The organism is Actinoplanes sp. CA-131856 (assembly GCF_050956135.1).
In the GTDB taxonomy this organism is placed as follows: domain Bacteria; phylum Actinomycetota; class Actinomycetes; order Mycobacteriales; family Micromonosporaceae; genus Actinoplanes.
On sequence record NZ_CP191849.1, the window covers coordinates 6,409,727 to 6,425,108 of the forward strand.

13 protein-coding genes are annotated in these 15,382 nt (G+C 69.0%); 4 read left to right on the forward strand and 9 right to left on the reverse strand.

All coding sequences use genetic code 11. The annotated features are described in order from the left end of the window. From ACQP2X_RS29810 to ACQP2X_RS29825, 4 genes are all read right to left on the reverse strand, one after another. Complete coding sequence (locus ACQP2X_RS29810; protein ID WP_498687460.1) at nucleotides 1-1,158, reverse strand: ABC transporter ATP-binding protein; 1,158 nt, start codon at nucleotides 1,156-1,158, stop codon at nucleotides 1-3. A gap of 32 nt (nucleotides 1,159-1,190) precedes the next feature. Next, a complete protein-coding gene (locus ACQP2X_RS29815; protein WP_498687461.1) occupies nucleotides 1,191-2,627 on the reverse strand; it encodes a gamma-aminobutyraldehyde dehydrogenase in 1,437 nt (478 codons plus the stop codon). 161 nt (nucleotides 2,628-2,788) lie between these two features. Continuing rightward, a complete protein-coding gene (locus tag ACQP2X_RS29820) occupies nucleotides 2,789-4,123 on the reverse strand; it encodes an aspartate aminotransferase family protein (RefSeq protein ID WP_498687464.1) in 1,335 nt (444 codons plus the stop codon). 4 nt (nucleotides 4,124-4,127) lie between these two features. Beyond that, nucleotides 4,128-5,615, reverse strand: coding sequence for a CoA-acylating methylmalonate-semialdehyde dehydrogenase (locus ACQP2X_RS29825; protein ID WP_498687465.1), 1,488 nt, complete (start codon nucleotides 5,613-5,615; stop codon nucleotides 4,128-4,130). 58 nt (nucleotides 5,616-5,673) lie between these two features. On the opposite strand from ACQP2X_RS29825, the gene ACQP2X_RS29830 reads away from it, so the two are divergent. Further along, a complete protein-coding gene (locus ACQP2X_RS29830; protein ID WP_498687467.1) occupies nucleotides 5,674-6,987 on the forward strand; it encodes an aminotransferase class I/II-fold pyridoxal phosphate-dependent enzyme in 1,314 nt (437 codons plus the stop codon). On the opposite strand, the gene ACQP2X_RS29835 is transcribed toward ACQP2X_RS29830, so the two are convergent. Beyond that, nucleotides 6,984-7,880: an SDR family NAD(P)-dependent oxidoreductase gene (locus ACQP2X_RS29835; protein WP_498687469.1), complete on the reverse strand. Its 897-nt coding sequence runs from the start codon at nucleotides 7,878-7,880 to the stop codon at nucleotides 6,984-6,986. The genes ACQP2X_RS29830 and ACQP2X_RS29835 overlap by 4 nt on opposite strands. 142 nt (nucleotides 7,881-8,022) lie before the next feature. On the opposite strand from ACQP2X_RS29835, the gene ACQP2X_RS29840 reads away from it, so the two are divergent. Together ACQP2X_RS29840 and ACQP2X_RS29845 are read left to right on the forward strand one after the other, a co-directional pair. Next, entirely contained in the window at nucleotides 8,023-8,586 is a 564-nt protein-coding gene (locus ACQP2X_RS29840) for a Uma2 family endonuclease (RefSeq protein WP_498687471.1), read from the forward strand. Between the two features lie 6 nt (nucleotides 8,587-8,592). Then, nucleotides 8,593-9,129: a Uma2 family endonuclease gene (locus ACQP2X_RS29845; protein WP_498687473.1), complete on the forward strand. Its 537-nt coding sequence runs from the start codon at nucleotides 8,593-8,595 to the stop codon at nucleotides 9,127-9,129. A 4-nt stretch (nucleotides 9,130-9,133) separates the two neighbouring features. On the opposite strand, the gene ACQP2X_RS29850 is transcribed toward ACQP2X_RS29845, so the two are convergent. After that, nucleotides 9,134-10,951: a serine/threonine-protein kinase gene (locus ACQP2X_RS29850; RefSeq protein WP_498687475.1), complete on the reverse strand. Its 1,818-nt coding sequence runs from the start codon at nucleotides 10,949-10,951 to the stop codon at nucleotides 9,134-9,136. A 133-nt stretch (nucleotides 10,952-11,084) separates the two neighbouring features. Here ACQP2X_RS29850 and ACQP2X_RS29855 point away from each other — a divergent pair, with 133 nt between their 5' ends. Further along, nucleotides 11,085-12,113, forward strand: coding sequence for a LacI family DNA-binding transcriptional regulator (locus tag ACQP2X_RS29855; RefSeq protein WP_498687477.1), 1,029 nt, complete (start codon nucleotides 11,085-11,087; stop codon nucleotides 12,111-12,113). Here ACQP2X_RS29855 and ACQP2X_RS29860 read toward each other — a convergent pair. Genes ACQP2X_RS29860 through ACQP2X_RS29870 form a run of 3 tightly spaced genes read right to left on the reverse strand, consistent with a single transcriptional unit; the run spans nucleotide 12,090 to nucleotide 15,239 of the window. Beyond that, the gene (locus tag ACQP2X_RS29860; RefSeq protein WP_498687479.1) at nucleotides 12,090-12,983 is read right to left on the reverse strand and encodes a carbohydrate ABC transporter permease; all 894 of its coding nucleotides are present in this window, start codon (nucleotides 12,981-12,983) and stop codon (nucleotides 12,090-12,092) included. The two genes, ACQP2X_RS29855 and ACQP2X_RS29860, sit on opposite strands and share 24 nt — an antisense overlap. Before the next feature lies 1 nt (nucleotide 12,984). Next, the gene (locus ACQP2X_RS29865) at nucleotides 12,985-13,914 is read right to left on the reverse strand and encodes a carbohydrate ABC transporter permease (RefSeq protein ID WP_498687481.1); all 930 of its coding nucleotides are present in this window, start codon (nucleotides 13,912-13,914) and stop codon (nucleotides 12,985-12,987) included. Further along, entirely contained in the window at nucleotides 13,911-15,239 is a 1,329-nt protein-coding gene (locus ACQP2X_RS29870; RefSeq protein ID WP_498687484.1) for an extracellular solute-binding protein, read from the reverse strand. The genes ACQP2X_RS29865 and ACQP2X_RS29870 overlap by 4 nt, the downstream gene beginning before the upstream one ends. Nucleotides 15,240-15,382: the final 143 nt, after the last annotated feature.

The following is a 15,382-nucleotide window of genomic DNA, read 5'->3' on the forward strand; positions in this document are numbered from 1 at the left end:
TCAGACTCCGATCATGTATGAATGCTGGGGGGCCCAGGTCAGATAGACGCGGTCGCCGCGGTCGGCAAGATCGTCGGCGTTGGAGGCATTTTGATCGAAGACAGTAAAGTCCGCACCGGCCGCTGTGGCTACGGTGTAATTCGTTGAGGTTCCGTGATAAACGACTTCGGTCACTGTGCCCGAGAGCACACTTCCGCCGGTCGCCGTCACGGGCGGGACGCCACGGTGTAGGTCGATCTTCTCGGGCCGGATCGACACCTCGACCTTGTCCCCCGTGCGCACCGAGCCCTCCACCGGCACGACCACGCGATCCTGAGCGGTGTACGACAGCAGCGCCAGCCCGCCCTCCACACGCTCCACACGACCGTCCACGATGTTCGAGGTGCCGATGAAGCCGGCCACGAACCGGGTGGCGGGCTTCTCGTAGATCTCCCGCGGCGAGCCGAGCTGCTCGATCACGCCGGCGTTCATGACCGCGATCCGGTCCGACATGGTCAGTGCCTCACCCTGGTCGTGGGTGACGTAGACGAAGGTGATGCCGACCTCGCGCTGGATGCGCTTGAGCTCGATCTGCATCTGCTGGCGCAGCTTGAGGTCGAGCGCGCCCAGCGGCTCGTCCAGCAGCAGCGCCCGCGGGCGGTTGACCAGGGCCCGGGCCAGCGCCACGCGCTGCTGCTGACCGCCGGACATCTCCCGCGGTGAGCGCTTCTCCATGCCGGTCAGCGACACGATCTCGAGGATCTCGCCGACCCGGCGCTTGATCTCGTCCTTGCCGGTCTTCTTGCGCTCCAGGCCGAAGGCCACGTTCTGGTACGTGTTCAGGTGCGGGAACAGCGCGTAGGACTGGAACACCATGTTGACGTCGCGCTTGTTGGCCGAGACGTGGGTGACGTCCTTGCCGTCGAGGAACACCGTGCCCGCCGTCGGCTCCTCGAAGCCGGCGATCATGCGCATCGTCGTGGTCTTGCCGCAGCCCGACGGGCCCAGCAGCGAGAAGAACTCACCCTGGGCGATGGCCAGGTCGGTCCGCTTGACCGCGGGAACGGTCTCGCCGTGCGACAGGTAGTTCTTGAGCACGCCGGCGAACTCGATCGCCGGCGTGCCGGCCGCGGGCGCTGTCGTCCGGGGACGGGCCACGCTGTGCTGGGGGGTGGTCATGGCGTTCCTCTTCGCGGTGGTGGTGAAAACAGTCAGCCCAGAAAGCTCATGACGTGCTTGATTCGGGTGTACTCCTCGAACCCGTACATAGATAGGTCTTTGCCGTAGCCCGAATGCCCGAAGCCGCCGTGTGGCATCTCCGAGACGAACGGCAGATGGGTGTTGATCCAGACGGCACCGAAGTCGAGACGCCTCGAGACGCGCATGGCGCGGCCGTGGTTCTGCGTCCAGACGCTGGCGCTCAGGCCGAACCGCACGTCGTTCGCCCAGCGGACGGCGTTGTCCTCGTCGTCGAACTCCTGAACGGTGATGACCGGGCCGAAAACCTCGTCCTGGATCATCTCATCACGCTGCTTCAGTCCAGACACGACGGTCGGCTCGAGGAAGTAGCCACGCTCGCCGATCCGCTTGCCACCGGCCACGATCGAGGCGTGCTCGGGCGTACGGTCGAGGAAGCCCTGCACCCGGGCCAGCTGGTTCGCGTTGTTGACCGGGCCGAAGAACGCGTCGGTGTCGGACGGGGCGCCGACCTTGGTGTCGCGCGCGGCCTGGGCCAGCGCGGCGGTGAAGTCGCTCGCGATCCGCCCGTGCACCAGCACGCGGGTGGCCGCCGTGCAGTCCTGGCCGGCGTTGAAGTAGCCGGCGCCGGCGATGGCGGCGGCGGTCGCCTCGATGTCGGCGTCGTCGAAGACGATCACCGGCGCCTTGCCGCCCAGTTCGAGGTGGGCCTTCTTGAGGTCGGCCGCGGCCGAGACCGCCACCTCCATGCCGGCCCGGGTCGAGCCGGTGATCGAGACCAGCTGCGGGGCCGGGTGGGCGACCACGGCGCGGCCGGTGTCCCGGTCGCCGCAGACCACGTTGAGCACGCCCGGCGGCAGGAACTCGGCCGCGATCTCGGCCAGCAGCAGGGTGCTGACCGGGGTGGTGTCGGACGGCTTGAGCACCACCGAGTTGCCGGCCGCGATGGCCGGCGCGAACTTCCACACCGCCATGACCATCGGGTAGTTCCACGGGGTGATCTGCGCGCACACGCCGATCGGCTCACGCCGGACGTACGACGTGTGGTCGCGCAGATATTCCCCCGCCGACTTGCCTTCGAGGTTGCGCGCCGCGCCCGCGAAGAAGCGCAGCTCGTCGACCATCGGGCCGATCTCCTCCTGCCGGGTGGCCTCGACCGGCTTACCGGTGTTGCGGCACTCGGCGGCGATCAGCTCGTCCGCCCGCGCCTCCACGGCGTCGGCGATCTTCAGCAGCGCCCGCTGCCGTTCGGCCGGGGTGGCGTCCCGCCAGACCTCGAACCCCTGCTCGGCCGCGGCCATGGCCGCGTCGACGTCGCGGGACGAGGAGACCGGCGCGAGAGCGTACGCCTCCCCGGTGCTGGGATCGATCACCTGGGAGGTGACCCCGTCAACGGTGCCGGTGGCGGATCCACCGACAAAGTTGCGCAGAACGGGCAGAGCGGCGCTCACTGAATATGACCTCCGAGGAAGGCGCTGTGACAGCTCCCACACGAAACGACGTGAGGGACCTTGACACATGCGACGGACTGAAGACAAGGGAATCCGAAGTAATTTCCAAACCTGAAACGGAATCCGGCGTGAAGCACCGGCCCCAACTACGCAATCCGGAGTCAGCCTGCGTAATACCTGTCGGCCACCGCGAGGGCCTCGTCGAGGATCGCCAGGCCTTCCTCGACCTCGGACGCGCTCACCGTGCACGGCGGAGCGACGTGCACCCGATTGAAGTGGGTGAAGGGCCAGAGCCCCCGCTCCTTGCAGGCCGCGGCCAGCTCGTTCATCGGGGCGGCGTCCGCGCCGGAGGCGTTGAACGGCACCAGCGGCTCCCGGGTCTCCCGGTCCCGCACGAGCTCGATCGCCCAGAAGACGCCCAGGCCACGCACCTCGCCGACGCTGGGGTGCCGGTCCGCCAGCGCAGCGAGGCCCGGTGCGATCACGTCGTCGCCGATCGCGCGGGCGTGCTCGACGATCCCCTCCTCCTTGAAGATCTCGATCGAGGCGACGGCGGAGGCGCAGGCCAGCGGATGACCCGAGTAGGTCAGGCCACCCGGGAACGGGCGCTCGCGGAACGTCTCGGCGATCTCGTCCGAGATGACCACGCCACCCAGCGGCAGATAGCCCGAGTTGACGCCCTTGGCGAAGGTGATCAGGTCGGGTGTGACGCCCCAGCGGTCGACCGCGAACCACTCGCCGCACCGGCCGAAGCCGGCCATGACCTCGTCGGCGATGAAGACGATCCCGAACTCGTCGCACAGCGCCCGCACCCCGGCCAGATAGCCGGGCGGCGGCACGAGGATACCGTTGGTGCCGACCACCGTCTCGATCAGCACGGCGGCGATGGTCGCCGCGCCCTCGAAGACGATCGTGTCGCGCAGGTGGGCCAGGGCCCGCGCGGTCTCCTCCTCCGGGGAGGAGGAGTAGAAGGGCGAGCGGTACGGGTACGGGCCCCAGAAGTGCACGACCCCGATGGCGGTGGGCTCGTTCGCCCAGCGCCGCGGGTCGCCGGTCGCGGTGATCGCGGTCGAGGTCGAGCCGTGGTAGCTGCGGTACATCGACAGCACCTTGTGCCGCCCGGTGTGCCCACGGGCCAGCCGCACGGCGTTCTCGTTGGCCTCGGCGCCGCCGTTGGTGAAGAACACCTTGTTGAGCGGGCCGGGCGCGAGCTCGCTGATCAGCCGGGCCGCCTCGCCGCGCTTGTCGTTGGCGAAGGCGGGCTGGATCGTGCAGAGCTTCCCGGCCTGTTCCTGGATCGCCGCCACGAGGCGCGGATGCTGGTGTCCGATGTTGACATTCACCAGCTGCGACGAGAAGTCCAGATATTTCGTGTTTTCGTAGTCCCAGAAATAGGAGCCGCTGGCCCCCGCGATCGGCAGAGGGTTGATCAGGCCCTGGGCGGACCAGGAGTGGAAGACGTGGGCGCGGTCGTCAGCGCGGACAATGTTTTCCACGAGATCAGCGGTTCGTCGGGAAGCCGAGATCGATCGAGGACGTGCCGGGATCCGGCCACCTCGACGTGACGACCTTGGACCTGGTGAAGAAGTGGATGCCGTCGGGGCCGTACATGTGGGTGTCCCCGAAGAGCGAGGCCTTCCACCCGCCGAACGAGTAGTAGGCGACCGGCACCGGGATCGGCACGTTGACGCCGACCATGCCCGCGTTCACGTCGAACTGGAACTGCCGGGCCGCGCCGCCGTCACGGGTGAAGATGGCGGTGCCGTTGCCGTACTCGTTGCTATTGATCAATTCAACGGCTTCGGCGTACGTCTTCGAGCGCACCACGCAGAGCACCGGCCCGAAGATCTCGTCGGTGTAGACCTCCATGTCCGGCGTGACGTTGTCGAGCAGCGTGACGCCGAGGAAGTAGCCGTCACCGGGCACGTCCGCCTGGCGGCCGTCGGCGATCACCGTCGCGCCCGCCTCGGCACCCCGGGTCACGTAGCCCGCGACCTTGTCCCGGTGCTGGGCGCTGATCAGCGGGCCCATCTGCGACTCGGGATCGGTGCCGGCGCCGATCTTCAGCTTGGGCAGCCGGGCCGCGATCGCGTCGACCAGCGGGTCGCCCGCGTCGCCGACCGCGACCACCACGGAGACGGCCATGCAGCGCTCGCCGGCCGAGCCGTAGGCGGCGCTCACGGCGGCGTCGGCGGCCGCCTCGATCTCGGCGTCGGGCAGCACGATCATGTGGTTCTTGGCGCCGCCCAGGGCCTGCACGCGCTTGCCGTGGCTGGTGCCGGTCTCGTAGATGTACTTCGCGATCGGCGTCGAGCCGACGAAGCTGACGGCGGCGATGTCCGGGTGGGTGAGCAGCGCGTTGACCGCCTCGGCGTCACCGTTGACGACGGTGAAGACGCCGTCCGGCAGGCCGGCCTCCTTCCACAGCTTGGCCAGGAAGAGCGCGGCCGACGGGTCCTTCTCGCTGGGCTTGAGCACGAAGGCGTTGCCGGCCGCGATGGCGGTGGTGCACATCCACAGCGGCACCATGGCCGGGAAGTTGAACGGGGTGATGCCGGCGACGACGCCGAGCGGCTGGCGGATCGAGTAGACGTCGACGCCGGTGGCCGCCTGCTCCGAGAACGAGCCCTTCATCAGATGTGGGATGCCGGTGGCGAACTCGGCGTTCTCCAGGCCGCGGGCGACCTCGCCGGCGGCGTCGGAGAGGACCTTGCCGTGCTCGCTCGTGATGATCGCGGCGAGGTCGCCCGAGTGCGCGGCCAGCAACTCGCGGAACTTGAACAGGACGGCCGAGCGCTTCGACAGCGACGCCGAGCGCCACGCGGTGGCCGCCTCCTTGGCGACCGCGACGGCGTCCGCGACCTCGGCGGTCGAGGCGAGGTCGACCTCGGCGGTCTGCTCGCCGGTGGCGGGGTTGAAGACGGGGCCGACCCGGCCGGAGTTGCCGGCCCGTTCGGCGCCACCGATCCAGTGCGCGATACGAATCATGAGCGGAGATTACGTAACACCTCTGGACCGAACAATGGCCATTTCGTACTGTCACAAAGTGCTTGATGAGGTGAAACATCGCTTGGCCGATGTCTCCGCGCGAGGCTTGGCCGAGGCTGTCGGCCGCGCCGTCGGCGACGGCGCGCTTCACCCCGGGACCAAACTCCCGCCCGTACGCAAGGTCGCAGCGGCCCTGCAGATGTCGCCGACCACGGTCAGCGCAGCCTGGCAGCTCCTGCGCCGGTCGGGAACCATCCGGACCGACGGACGTCGCGGCACCATCGTCGCCGAGGACCGGCTCAGCGGCCCGGGGCGCTACCGGGCGGCGCTGCGCGGGAGCTCCGGTTTCGCGCTCGATCTCTCCACCGGCGTACCCGATCCGTCGCTTCTGCCGTCGTTGCCGCCGCTGGCGGGGCTCTCCCCCGCGCCCACCAGCTATCTCGACGAGCCGGTCCTTCCCGAGCTGGCGGCGCTGCTGCGCGAGAGCTGGCCCTATCCGCCCGAGCGCCTCGCGATCTTCGACGGCGCCATGGACGCCATCGACCACGTCGCCTCGGCCCTGCTGCGCCTCGGCGATCGCGCCGTCGTCGAGAACCCGTGCTTCCCGCCCCTGCTCGACCTGCTGGACGCCCTGGGCGTGCAGGTCATCGGCGCCGGCACCGACGCCGAGGGCATGATCCCGGATCAGCTCGTCGCGGCCCTCGCTCAGCGGCCCGCCGCCGTCTTCCTGCAACCTCGCGCCCACAACCCCACAGGCGCGTCGTGGTCGGGCTCGCGGGCGGCGTCACTCGCCGCGGTGCTTGCGCAGACCCCTCAGGTGTACGCCGTGGAGGACGACTCCGCCTCCGACGTATCCTCCGCCGAGCTGTTCTCCCTCGGATCGCACCTGCCACGCCAGACGGTCCACGTGCGCAGCTTCTCGAAGTCACACGGCCCCGACCTGCGCCTGGCCGCCGTGGGCGCGCCCGCCGCCGTACTCGACCCGATCCTGGAACGGCGCCTGCTCGGCCAGGGCTGGACAAGCCGTCTCCTGCAACACCTGCTGCTGGCCCTGCTCACCGACCCGGCTTCGGTCGCCGCGGTCGGTCACGCCCGCGCCGAGTACGCGGCCCGCCGCCGCCTCGTCGCATCGGCCCTGTCCCTGCCGCCCGGCGACGGGCTGAACCTGTGGCTGCCGGTCGCCGACGAACAGGCCGCCCTGATCTCGCTGGCCAGCGCCGGCATCGCGGCCGCGGCCGGCGCCGCCTTCACGGTCGGCCCCGGCTCACCGCACCTGCGCGTGACCGTCGGCCTGATCGCCCGCGACCACGCCTGGATCGCCGCCCGCCTGGCCGAGGCCGCCGGCGCCCCGGCCCAGGCGGTGCCGCGTTAGAGCGCCTTCTCGGCCAGCTCCCACAGCCGGTCGGCCTCGGCCGGGTCGAGCGACCACGGTGCCACGCCGCCGGCCGCGTCCGGGCCGCCCGGCACGGGCTCGGCCTCCTGGCAGTAGATGAAGTACCGGCCGTTGACCTCCTTGGGCAGCGGGTAGGCGGCCAGCAGGACGTTGGTCGCGGCGGCCTCCTCGGGGGTCGAGAAGTAGTCGGGCAGCTGAGCGTTCTCGCCGGCCATCCCGAAGGCGCGCAGCGTGTCCTCGTCGAGGTGGCGCTGGAGGTTCGTGGCCACGTAGCCGGGGTCGGCGGTGTTGGCCAGGACCCCGTCGGCCGCCCAGCGCCGGGCCAGGGCCACGGAGAACAGGCTCCCGGCCACCTTGGAGTTGCGGTAGGCCTTCCAGGGGTCGTACGGCTGCCGCTCGAAATGCGGGTCGTCGAAGTCGAACGCGCCCTTGGCCTGGATGCCCGAGCTCACCACCACGACTCGCGACTCCCCCGCCGCCCGCAGGTGGCTGTGCAACCCGGTGACTAGGGCGAAGTGCCCGAGGAAGTTGATCGCCAGCTGCGACTCCCAGCCGTTCTGGGCGGTCTCGCGGGTGGGCAGGGCCATGACCCCGCCGTTGGCGACGATCCCGTGCACCGGCCCGTCCCAGGCCTCGGTGAAGGCCCGCACCGAGTCGAGGTCGCTCAGGTCGAGCGCACGATGGTCCCCCGACGGCCGCCGTGTCGCCACGGTGACCTCGGCCCCGGCCCGGCTCAGCGCCTGGGCCGTGGCCAGCCCGATCCCCGAGGCCCCACCGGTCACGATGTACCGGCGCCCGGTCAGATCAATCCCCTTCAGCACCTCGTCCGCGGTGGTCCGGCGGTCGAACGGCGTAACAAACGGCTCAGTCATGCCCTCCACTACGCACGCAAACGCCCGAAATTCACCGCTGTGACCGCTGACGCATCACCCGATTAGGTGTCAAGGGACCAGTTGCTTCATCACTACTAGTCGTGTGACCATTTCGACCATGAGCGCATGCGACACTTTGCCCATGACCGAGGCCATCTTCGACCACCCTGAGCCCTGGACGGAGGCGGAGTACCTCGCGCTCGGCGAGACATCTAGTCGAATCGAGCTAGTCGACTGGGGACTCTGGGTGAGCCCGGCACCGAACATGCCGCATCAGGACATATCACATATTTTGATGACGATCTTCCAGCCTGCGGCGCGAGCGGCCGGCCTGCGCGCCCGCGAAGCCGTCAACATCCGGGTGGGTACCAACCGGATTCTCATCCCCGACATCGTGGTAGGCCCGATCAAACGATTGGGCCAGATCGCGGAGGCAGCGGAGGTCAAGCTAGTCGTCGAAATCCTTTCGCCAAGTACCGCCAGCCGGGATCTCCACGAGAAGAAGCACCTCTACGACCAGGCGAAGATCGAGTGGTACCTGATCGTGGATCCGGACATCCCGAACTACGAGTCGATCAATCTCTTTCTCCACCATCGGCGAGACGCGGGCTACGTCGAGACTTCGGTCGCGAAGTATCCGGAGACGATGAGCCTGGACCAGCCGTTCCTGGTCAACGTGGACACGGCTACCCTGCTCGACTTCTGAGCGACCATGATGCCGCTGACCGAGGCCGAGTACCTCGCCATTTACGAGCCCGCACGCCGGATCGAACTGATGGATGGGCGGCTGCGGCCCAGCCCGGCGCCGAGCTGGCCCCACCAGGAGATGTCGTGGCTGCTTGTGGGGGCGCTGCGGGCGGCGGTGGAAGCGGGCGGGTTCCGGGTCGCCGCTTCCATCAACGTGCGGCTCGACATCGACCGCATCGTCGTCCCGGACATAGTGGTGACGCGGGATCCGCAGCCGGGGCTGGTCATCGACAGCACCGATGTCGTGCTCATCGCGGAGATCGCGCCGGAGACCGCGCTGACCGACCGAGGGCTGCAGATCCGGTACGCCGCCGCCCACATTCCCTGGTACCTGTTGGTCGAGCCGCATCGGCCGACGCCCAACGTGATCCGGCTCCAGCTGTTCCGGCTCAGCCATGGCCACTACGCGCGGCAGGCCATGGCAATCTCCGGCGACGTGCTGGCGGCGGCCAAGCCGTTCGCCATGTCGCTGCGGCCGGAGGACTTCCTCGCCGGCCAGTGACGGATCAGCGGCGGGCGGGGCGGAAACTGTCGAAGATCAGCTGGAGGTCGGCGCGGTAGCGCTGCCAGTCGGCGTCGCGGGTCTGCCAGTAGAAGCCGTAGGCCTGCGTAGTGGCGGTGATGACGCCGCGATTGTTCACGTGCTGGCGGGTGCCGTTGCGGGTGAAGGTGAACTCCCAGTCGGCGGCCTTGCGGAAATAGTCGACTTCCTTGATGTGGATCTCGCGATAGGAGGGGAAGTCGCCGGCCGAGACCCGGTAGTCGGCCTTGGCCCGCCAGTCGGCCACCGGGTCGGGTTCCGGCTTGCGGGTCTGGTCGATGCCGAGAACCCGGCCCGGGGAACGGAAGTAGACCATCGTGCCCTCCTTCGAGCGGGTCCAGCCCTCGGGCACATAGACGGCGAAACCGGTCGCGTCCTTGTAGTCGCGCCACCCGGCGGGCAGGGCCGGCAGGCCCGACCCCGAACCGGCGGCCGGCGCGGTGGTGGCCGGCGCGGCGGACGTCCGGGAGGCGGCGGGGCTCGGGCTGCCCGGCGCGGACGCGGAGGAGGACGCGGTGGCCGAGGCGGACCCGGTCGGGCCGGCGGCCGCTCCGGGCTCCGACGCTACAGGAGCCGTAGCACCGGGCGGAGCCTCGGCGGCCGGGTCACCGCCGGAGCCGGCCCCGGACCGGACCACCATCCAGACGACTCCCGCCAGCAGCAGGACGGCAACCGCGGCCCCGAGGAGCACCCGCGCCCGATGCGAGCCGCGCACCGCGGTCGCCCTCGAGTCCGGCGGCACCACCACATCGCCGCCCGACGGCACCTCACGCGGCGCCGCCACATCGCCGGGCGACGGCACCTCGCCGGCCGTCGAGGGCGGCTGGGAGGAACTCGGCGGGGAGGAACTCGGCGGGTCGGAGGGCGGGCGCTGCGACGGGACGGGCGTGACCGGTGTTCCCCGGGCGACCGAAGCCTGGTCTTCGCTCGGCGAGCCGTCGGGGGACTCGATGCTGTCGTGACGGTCGACGGCGCGTACGACCGAAGCGTGCCCATAGGAACCGGAAGCCGCCGCACGCAGCAGATGCTCCGCCTCCGTCGCGCCGATCCTCTCCTCCGGATCCTTCTGCAGGAGGCCGGTCAGCACGGGCTCGAGCGGGCCCGCCCGGCGCGGCGGATCGGGCTCGTCCGCCGCCAGCGCGGTCAACGTGGCGATGGCCGACGAACGGTGGAACGGTGACTGGCCCTCGACCGCGGCGTAGAGGGTCGCACCCAGTGACCACAGGTCGGAAGCCAGACCGGCCACTCCGGTCTTGGCGCGCTCGGGCGACATGTACTCGGGCGAGCCGATCAGCACATCGGAGGTGCTGATCAGGGCGTCGCCCTCGATGGTGGCGATGCCGAAGTCGGTCAGCAGCACGCGGCCGTCGTCGGCGAGCAGGACGTTGGCCGGCTTCACGTCGCGGTGGGCCACGCCGGCCCGGTCCGCCGCCCGCAGCGCCGCCAGCACCTCCAGGCCGATGCGGGCGACCCGGCGTGGATCCATCGGGCCCTCCTCGCGCATCGCCTCCTGGAGCGAGCGCGACGGCACGTACTCCATGACGATCCAGGCGTGCTCGTCGACCTCGAGGACATCGAAGACCTGTACCACGTTCGGATGCCCCAGCCGGGCCGCGGCCCGGGCCTCGCGCAGCAGCCGGCGATGCTCGGCGTCGCCTTCCTGGAGGAGTTCCTTGATGGCCACGTCGCGCTGGAGGACCTCGTCCCGGGCGCGCCAGACGCGGCCCATGCCGCCCTGCCCGAGTGACTCGTCCAGCCGGTAACGACCGGTAATGAGGGGCATGGAGGTCGATATACCCCACCGCGCGCGTGCTCAGACCTGCGCGGATGCTTCCAACCGCTGCGGAATGTGCAATACTTCCGGCACTCGGAATCGAAAGTTTCGAAGCATGGTCCGAGCAAGCGAGGAGAGTCGGATGGCCGTGGGCGGGCGACGGGTGACGATCGCGACCATCGCGGAAGCCGCGGGAGTGTCGGTTCCCACGGTGTCACGAGTGCTCAATGGGCGCACCGACGTGTCGCCGGAGACGCGCGACCGCATCGAGCACCTTCTCCGGGAGCACGACTACCGCCCTCGTAACTCTCGGCAGCCGCTGCGGGCCGGGCTGATCGACCTGGTGTTCCACGATCTAGACAGCCCGTGGGCGGTCGAGCTGATCCGCGGCGTCGAGGAGGTCACGCACGCGGCCGGGGTCGGCACCGTGGTCTCGGCCGTGCACCGGCGGACCGCGTCGACCCGGCAGTGGCTGCAGAACCTGCGGTCGCGGCAGTCCGACGGCGTCATCCTGGTGATCTCCGACGGGGCCGGCCCGGTCAGTACGGAGCTGCACCGGCTGAACGTGCCGATGGTGATAATCGATCCGGCGGGTGGCGCGGCGGCCGACGTGCCGACGATCGGCGCCACGAACTGGTCGGGCGGCCGCAGCGCCACCGAGCACCTGATCTCGTTGGGGCACAAGCGGATCGCCCTGGTCGAGGGGCCGCGCACGCTGCTGTGCAGCCGGGCCCGGCTCGACGGATATCGGGCCGCGCTGGAGTCGGCCGGCATGCGTGTCGACCGCAAGCTCATCGAGCCGGGCGACTTCAACCACGAGTCGGGTTTCGCGGCGGCCGAGCGGCTGCTGAGCCGCGACGACCGTCCTACCGCGATCTTCGCGTCGAGCGACCAGATGGCGCTGGGCGTCTACGAGGCGGCGCGCCTGCGCGGCCTGCGGGTGCCGGACGATCTGAGCATCGTCGGCTTCGACGACCTGCCCGAGGCGCGCTGGTCGTCGCCGCCGCTGACGACCGTGCGCCAGCCCTTGGCGGATATGGGTGGGCTCGCCGCGCGTACCGTCCTGCGGTTGTCGCGCGGCGAGCCCATCGAGACTCCCCGGGTGGAGCTGGCCACCGAGCTGGTGGTGCGGGAGAGTACCGCTCCCCTACTTGCCGAAGCCGGCCGTTAGACCGCTCAGCAGCTGGCGCCGCCCGATCGCGTAGAGGATCACGATCGGCACCGTGGTCAGGGTGACCGAGGCGGCGATGGCGGGCACGTTGATGCCGAACTGGCCCTGGAAGTTGGCCAGCGCGAGCGGGATCGTGCGCTGGTCGGGGCTCTGGGTGAGCACCAACGGGAGCAGGAAGCCGTTCCAGACGTTGAGCGCGCTGTAGATCGTCACGGTGACCAGGGCGGGCCGGGTCAGCGGGAATGCCAGGCGCCACATGGTGCCCCACTCGCTGGCGCCGTCCATGCGCATCGACTCGAAGAGTTCCTTCGGGACGTCACGGATGAAGTTGGAGAGCACGAGCACGGACAGCGGGATGGCGAACGCGATCGACGGCAGGATGATCGCGGCCAAGGTGTCGTACATCTTCAGCTTGATGATGATCAGGTAGACCGGGATGATCACCGCCTGCAGCGGGATGGCCAGACCGGTCAGGAAGATCCAGTTCATCGCCTTGAGCGTCCGGTTGCCGGCGCCGCGGACGATGGCGTACCCGGCCATGAAGCTGATGACGACGGCCGGGACGACCGCGCCGACCGTGACGACCACGCTGTTGAAGAAGTAGCGGACGAAGTCCGCCTCGATGACCGACTTGTAGTTCTCGAACGTCAGGTCGGTCGGCGGGGCCAGGGGGTTGGTGATGAAGTACGTGTCCTGGGTCTTGAAGCTGGTGATGACGATCCAGTAGATCGGCAGCATCACGACGAAGAGCCAGAGCCAGCTCAGCGAGCCGCCGGCCCAGTTGAAGCCGCGGGCCCGGCGCTTGCGGGTCGGACGGCCGGGCGTGCCGGTGACCGTCGTCGAGGGAGTCCGCTCGGTGATGGTCGACAACTCAGACTCCTTCCAGCTGGCTCTCGTCGGCACGGCCACCGAGCCGCCGGAACAGCAGCGACAGGCCGAGTCCGACGAGGACCAGGATGACGGCGATGGCGCTGGCCGGGCCCATCAGGTTGGCCTGGAAGCCCTTCTGGTACATCTCCAGCGCGAGGGCGCGGGTCGAGTCGCCGGGGCCGCCGCCGGTGAGGACGTAGATCAGGTCGAAGAAGGTCAGGGAGCCGACCACCATCAGCGTCGAGGACGTGATGATCGTGTACTTCAGCTGGGGCAGCGTGATGGAGAAGAACTGCCGCACCCGGCCGGCGCCGTCGATCTGCGACGCCTCGTACATCGACGTGGGGATCTGCCGGACCGCGCCTTGGTAGATCAGCGTGTGGAACGGGATGAACTGCCAGGACACGATGAAGATCAGGGTGGCCATGGCGAGCGTCGAGTTGCCCAGCCAGTCCTTGTTGAGCGCGTCGATGCCCAGGCCGGAGCCGAGACCGAAGTTCGGGTCGAGCAGCGCCTTGAAGGTGATCGCGATCGCGGCCGACGACAGCAGCAGCGGGATGAAGAACAGCACCGCGAGCAGCTCGCGGTAACGCTTGCTGGTGGCCAGGAACGTGCCGAGCAGAATCGACATCGGAGTCTGCACGAGCCACGACAACGCCATGATCACAAAGGTGATCCAGAGGGCGTGCGGCAGACCCGGGTCCTGCAGCGTGGCCTTCCAGCTGGTGAGGCCGGTGACCTGAATGTCGCCGATGCCGTTCCAGGTGGTGAAGCTCAGGAACAGCACGCCGAACAGCGGGATGATGCCGAACAGGACAAACCAGATGAACGCCGGCAGAGCCATCCAGGTGACGGAGCCGGAGCCGCTCCGCCCGCCGCTGGAGGAGGAACTGCCTTTCGTCCGTACGACGGGCGGAGCGATGGTGGTCACTTGCCGATGACTCCGTTCATGGCGTCGACCCACTGCTGCGGGCTGACCTGCAGCTGGAACAGCTTCGCGATGTTGTCCAGCAGGGTCTCGGCAGCGGTCGGGCTCAGGGCCTGGTCCCAGGACTGGGCGAAGACCTTGGCACCCCCCGCGATCGCCGACATGTCCTTCAGGAACGCCGCGTCGTCGCCCGTGAACAGGCTATCGCTGTTCTTCAGGACCGGCACGCCGCCGGACTTGACCCAGCCGGCCTTCTCCTCGTCGTCGACCAGCGTGGTGGAGAAGAACTTCTTCGCGATGTCCTTCGCCTCGGTCGTGGCCTTCGACGAGATCGAGAGGTACTGGCCCGGGTTGCCGACCGTGTTGCTCGGGTCGCCCTTGCCGCCCTCGACCGGCGGGAAGTTCATCCAGCCCAGGCCGCCGTCCTTGACGAAGTTGCCGCCGTCGGCCTTCTGGATGCCGTACGACCAGGAGCCGTGCAGCATCATCGCGGCCTTGCCGGTGTAGAGCAGGGCCTGGTCGGCGTTCGAGTCGGCCGTGGTCGACGAGAAGCCCTTCTGGAAGCCGTTGGCCTTCACCAGGTCCTGGATCTTGGTCAGCATGTCCAGAACGGCCGGGTCGGACCAGGCGTCCTTCTCGCCGGCGAAGACCCGGTCGAAGACCTCGGAGCCGGCCGTGCGGTCGAGCAGGAACTCGAGCCACATCATGTTCGTCCAGCGCGACTGACCGCCGAGCGAGAACGGGGCGATCTTCTTCTCGTTGAACTTCGGCACGAGGGCCATGATCTCGCCCCACGACTTCGGGGGCTGGACGCCGACCTTCTCGAAGACCTTCTTGTTGTAGAACAGGACGATCGGCTGCACGGTCTCGATCGGCAGGGCGTAGACCTTGCCGTTGACCGTGGCGGCGCCGAACGAGGACGGGAGGATCTTGTCCTTGACGGCAGCGTTCTGGCCGAGCCAGTCGGTCAGGTCCTCGACCTGGTTCGAGGTGACGTACTCCTTGAGGCCGCCACCGCCCCAGCCCCAGATCATCGTCGGGCCCTGGTCGGCGCCGAGCGCCGTCTTGATCTTCTGCTTGTAGGCGTCGTTCTGGAAGAACGTCGGGGTGATCTTGGTGTCCGGGTTGGCCTTGTTGAACCGGTCGATCGCCGCCGTGCGGATCGGCTCACCCGGCTCGCCGCTCAGCGACCAGTAGCTCGCCGCGCCGCCGCCACCGCCGCTGGAGCCACCGCTCTTGTCCTCCGGGCCGGAGCTGCCACAAGCCGCCAGAGCGGCGGCACCAGCTGTACCCGCGGCCAGGCCGAGGAAGTTACGCCTATTGATCACGCTGATCTCCGTATTAGTTTTTTGCCGCTCGGATTGGGTGGTCGTCCGCGTCACAGAGCCTGCAACTTTCGTACGACGACCGCAAGTTAACGTGAGGTTTCGTTAACGTAGGGTTTCAGGGTGATCATGTCAAGGGTCTTGCC

Bases quoted from the DNA above. Each gene is read 5' to 3' on its own strand.
- ACQP2X_RS29810 (WP_498687460.1), bottom strand. From the start codon at position 1,158: ATGACCACCCCCCAGCACAGCGTGGCCCGTCCCCGGACGACAGCGCCC.
- ACQP2X_RS29825 (WP_498687465.1), bottom strand. From the start codon at position 5,615: ATGATTCGTATCGCGCACTGGATCGGTGGCGCCGAACGGGCCGGCAAC.
- ACQP2X_RS29835 (WP_498687469.1), bottom strand. From the start codon at position 7,880: ATGACTGAGCCGTTTGTTACGCCGTTCGACCGCCGGACCACCGCGGAC.
- ACQP2X_RS29840 (WP_498687471.1), top strand. From the start codon at position 8,023: ATGACCGAGGCCATCTTCGACCACCCTGAGCCCTGGACGGAGGCGGAG.
- ACQP2X_RS29845 (WP_498687473.1), top strand. From the start codon at position 8,593: ATGATGCCGCTGACCGAGGCCGAGTACCTCGCCATTTACGAGCCCGCA.
- ACQP2X_RS29850 (WP_498687475.1), bottom strand. From the start codon at position 10,951: ATGCCCCTCATTACCGGTCGTTACCGGCTGGACGAGTCACTCGGGCAG.
- ACQP2X_RS29855 (WP_498687477.1), top strand. From the start codon at position 11,085: ATGGCCGTGGGCGGGCGACGGGTGACGATCGCGACCATCGCGGAAGCC.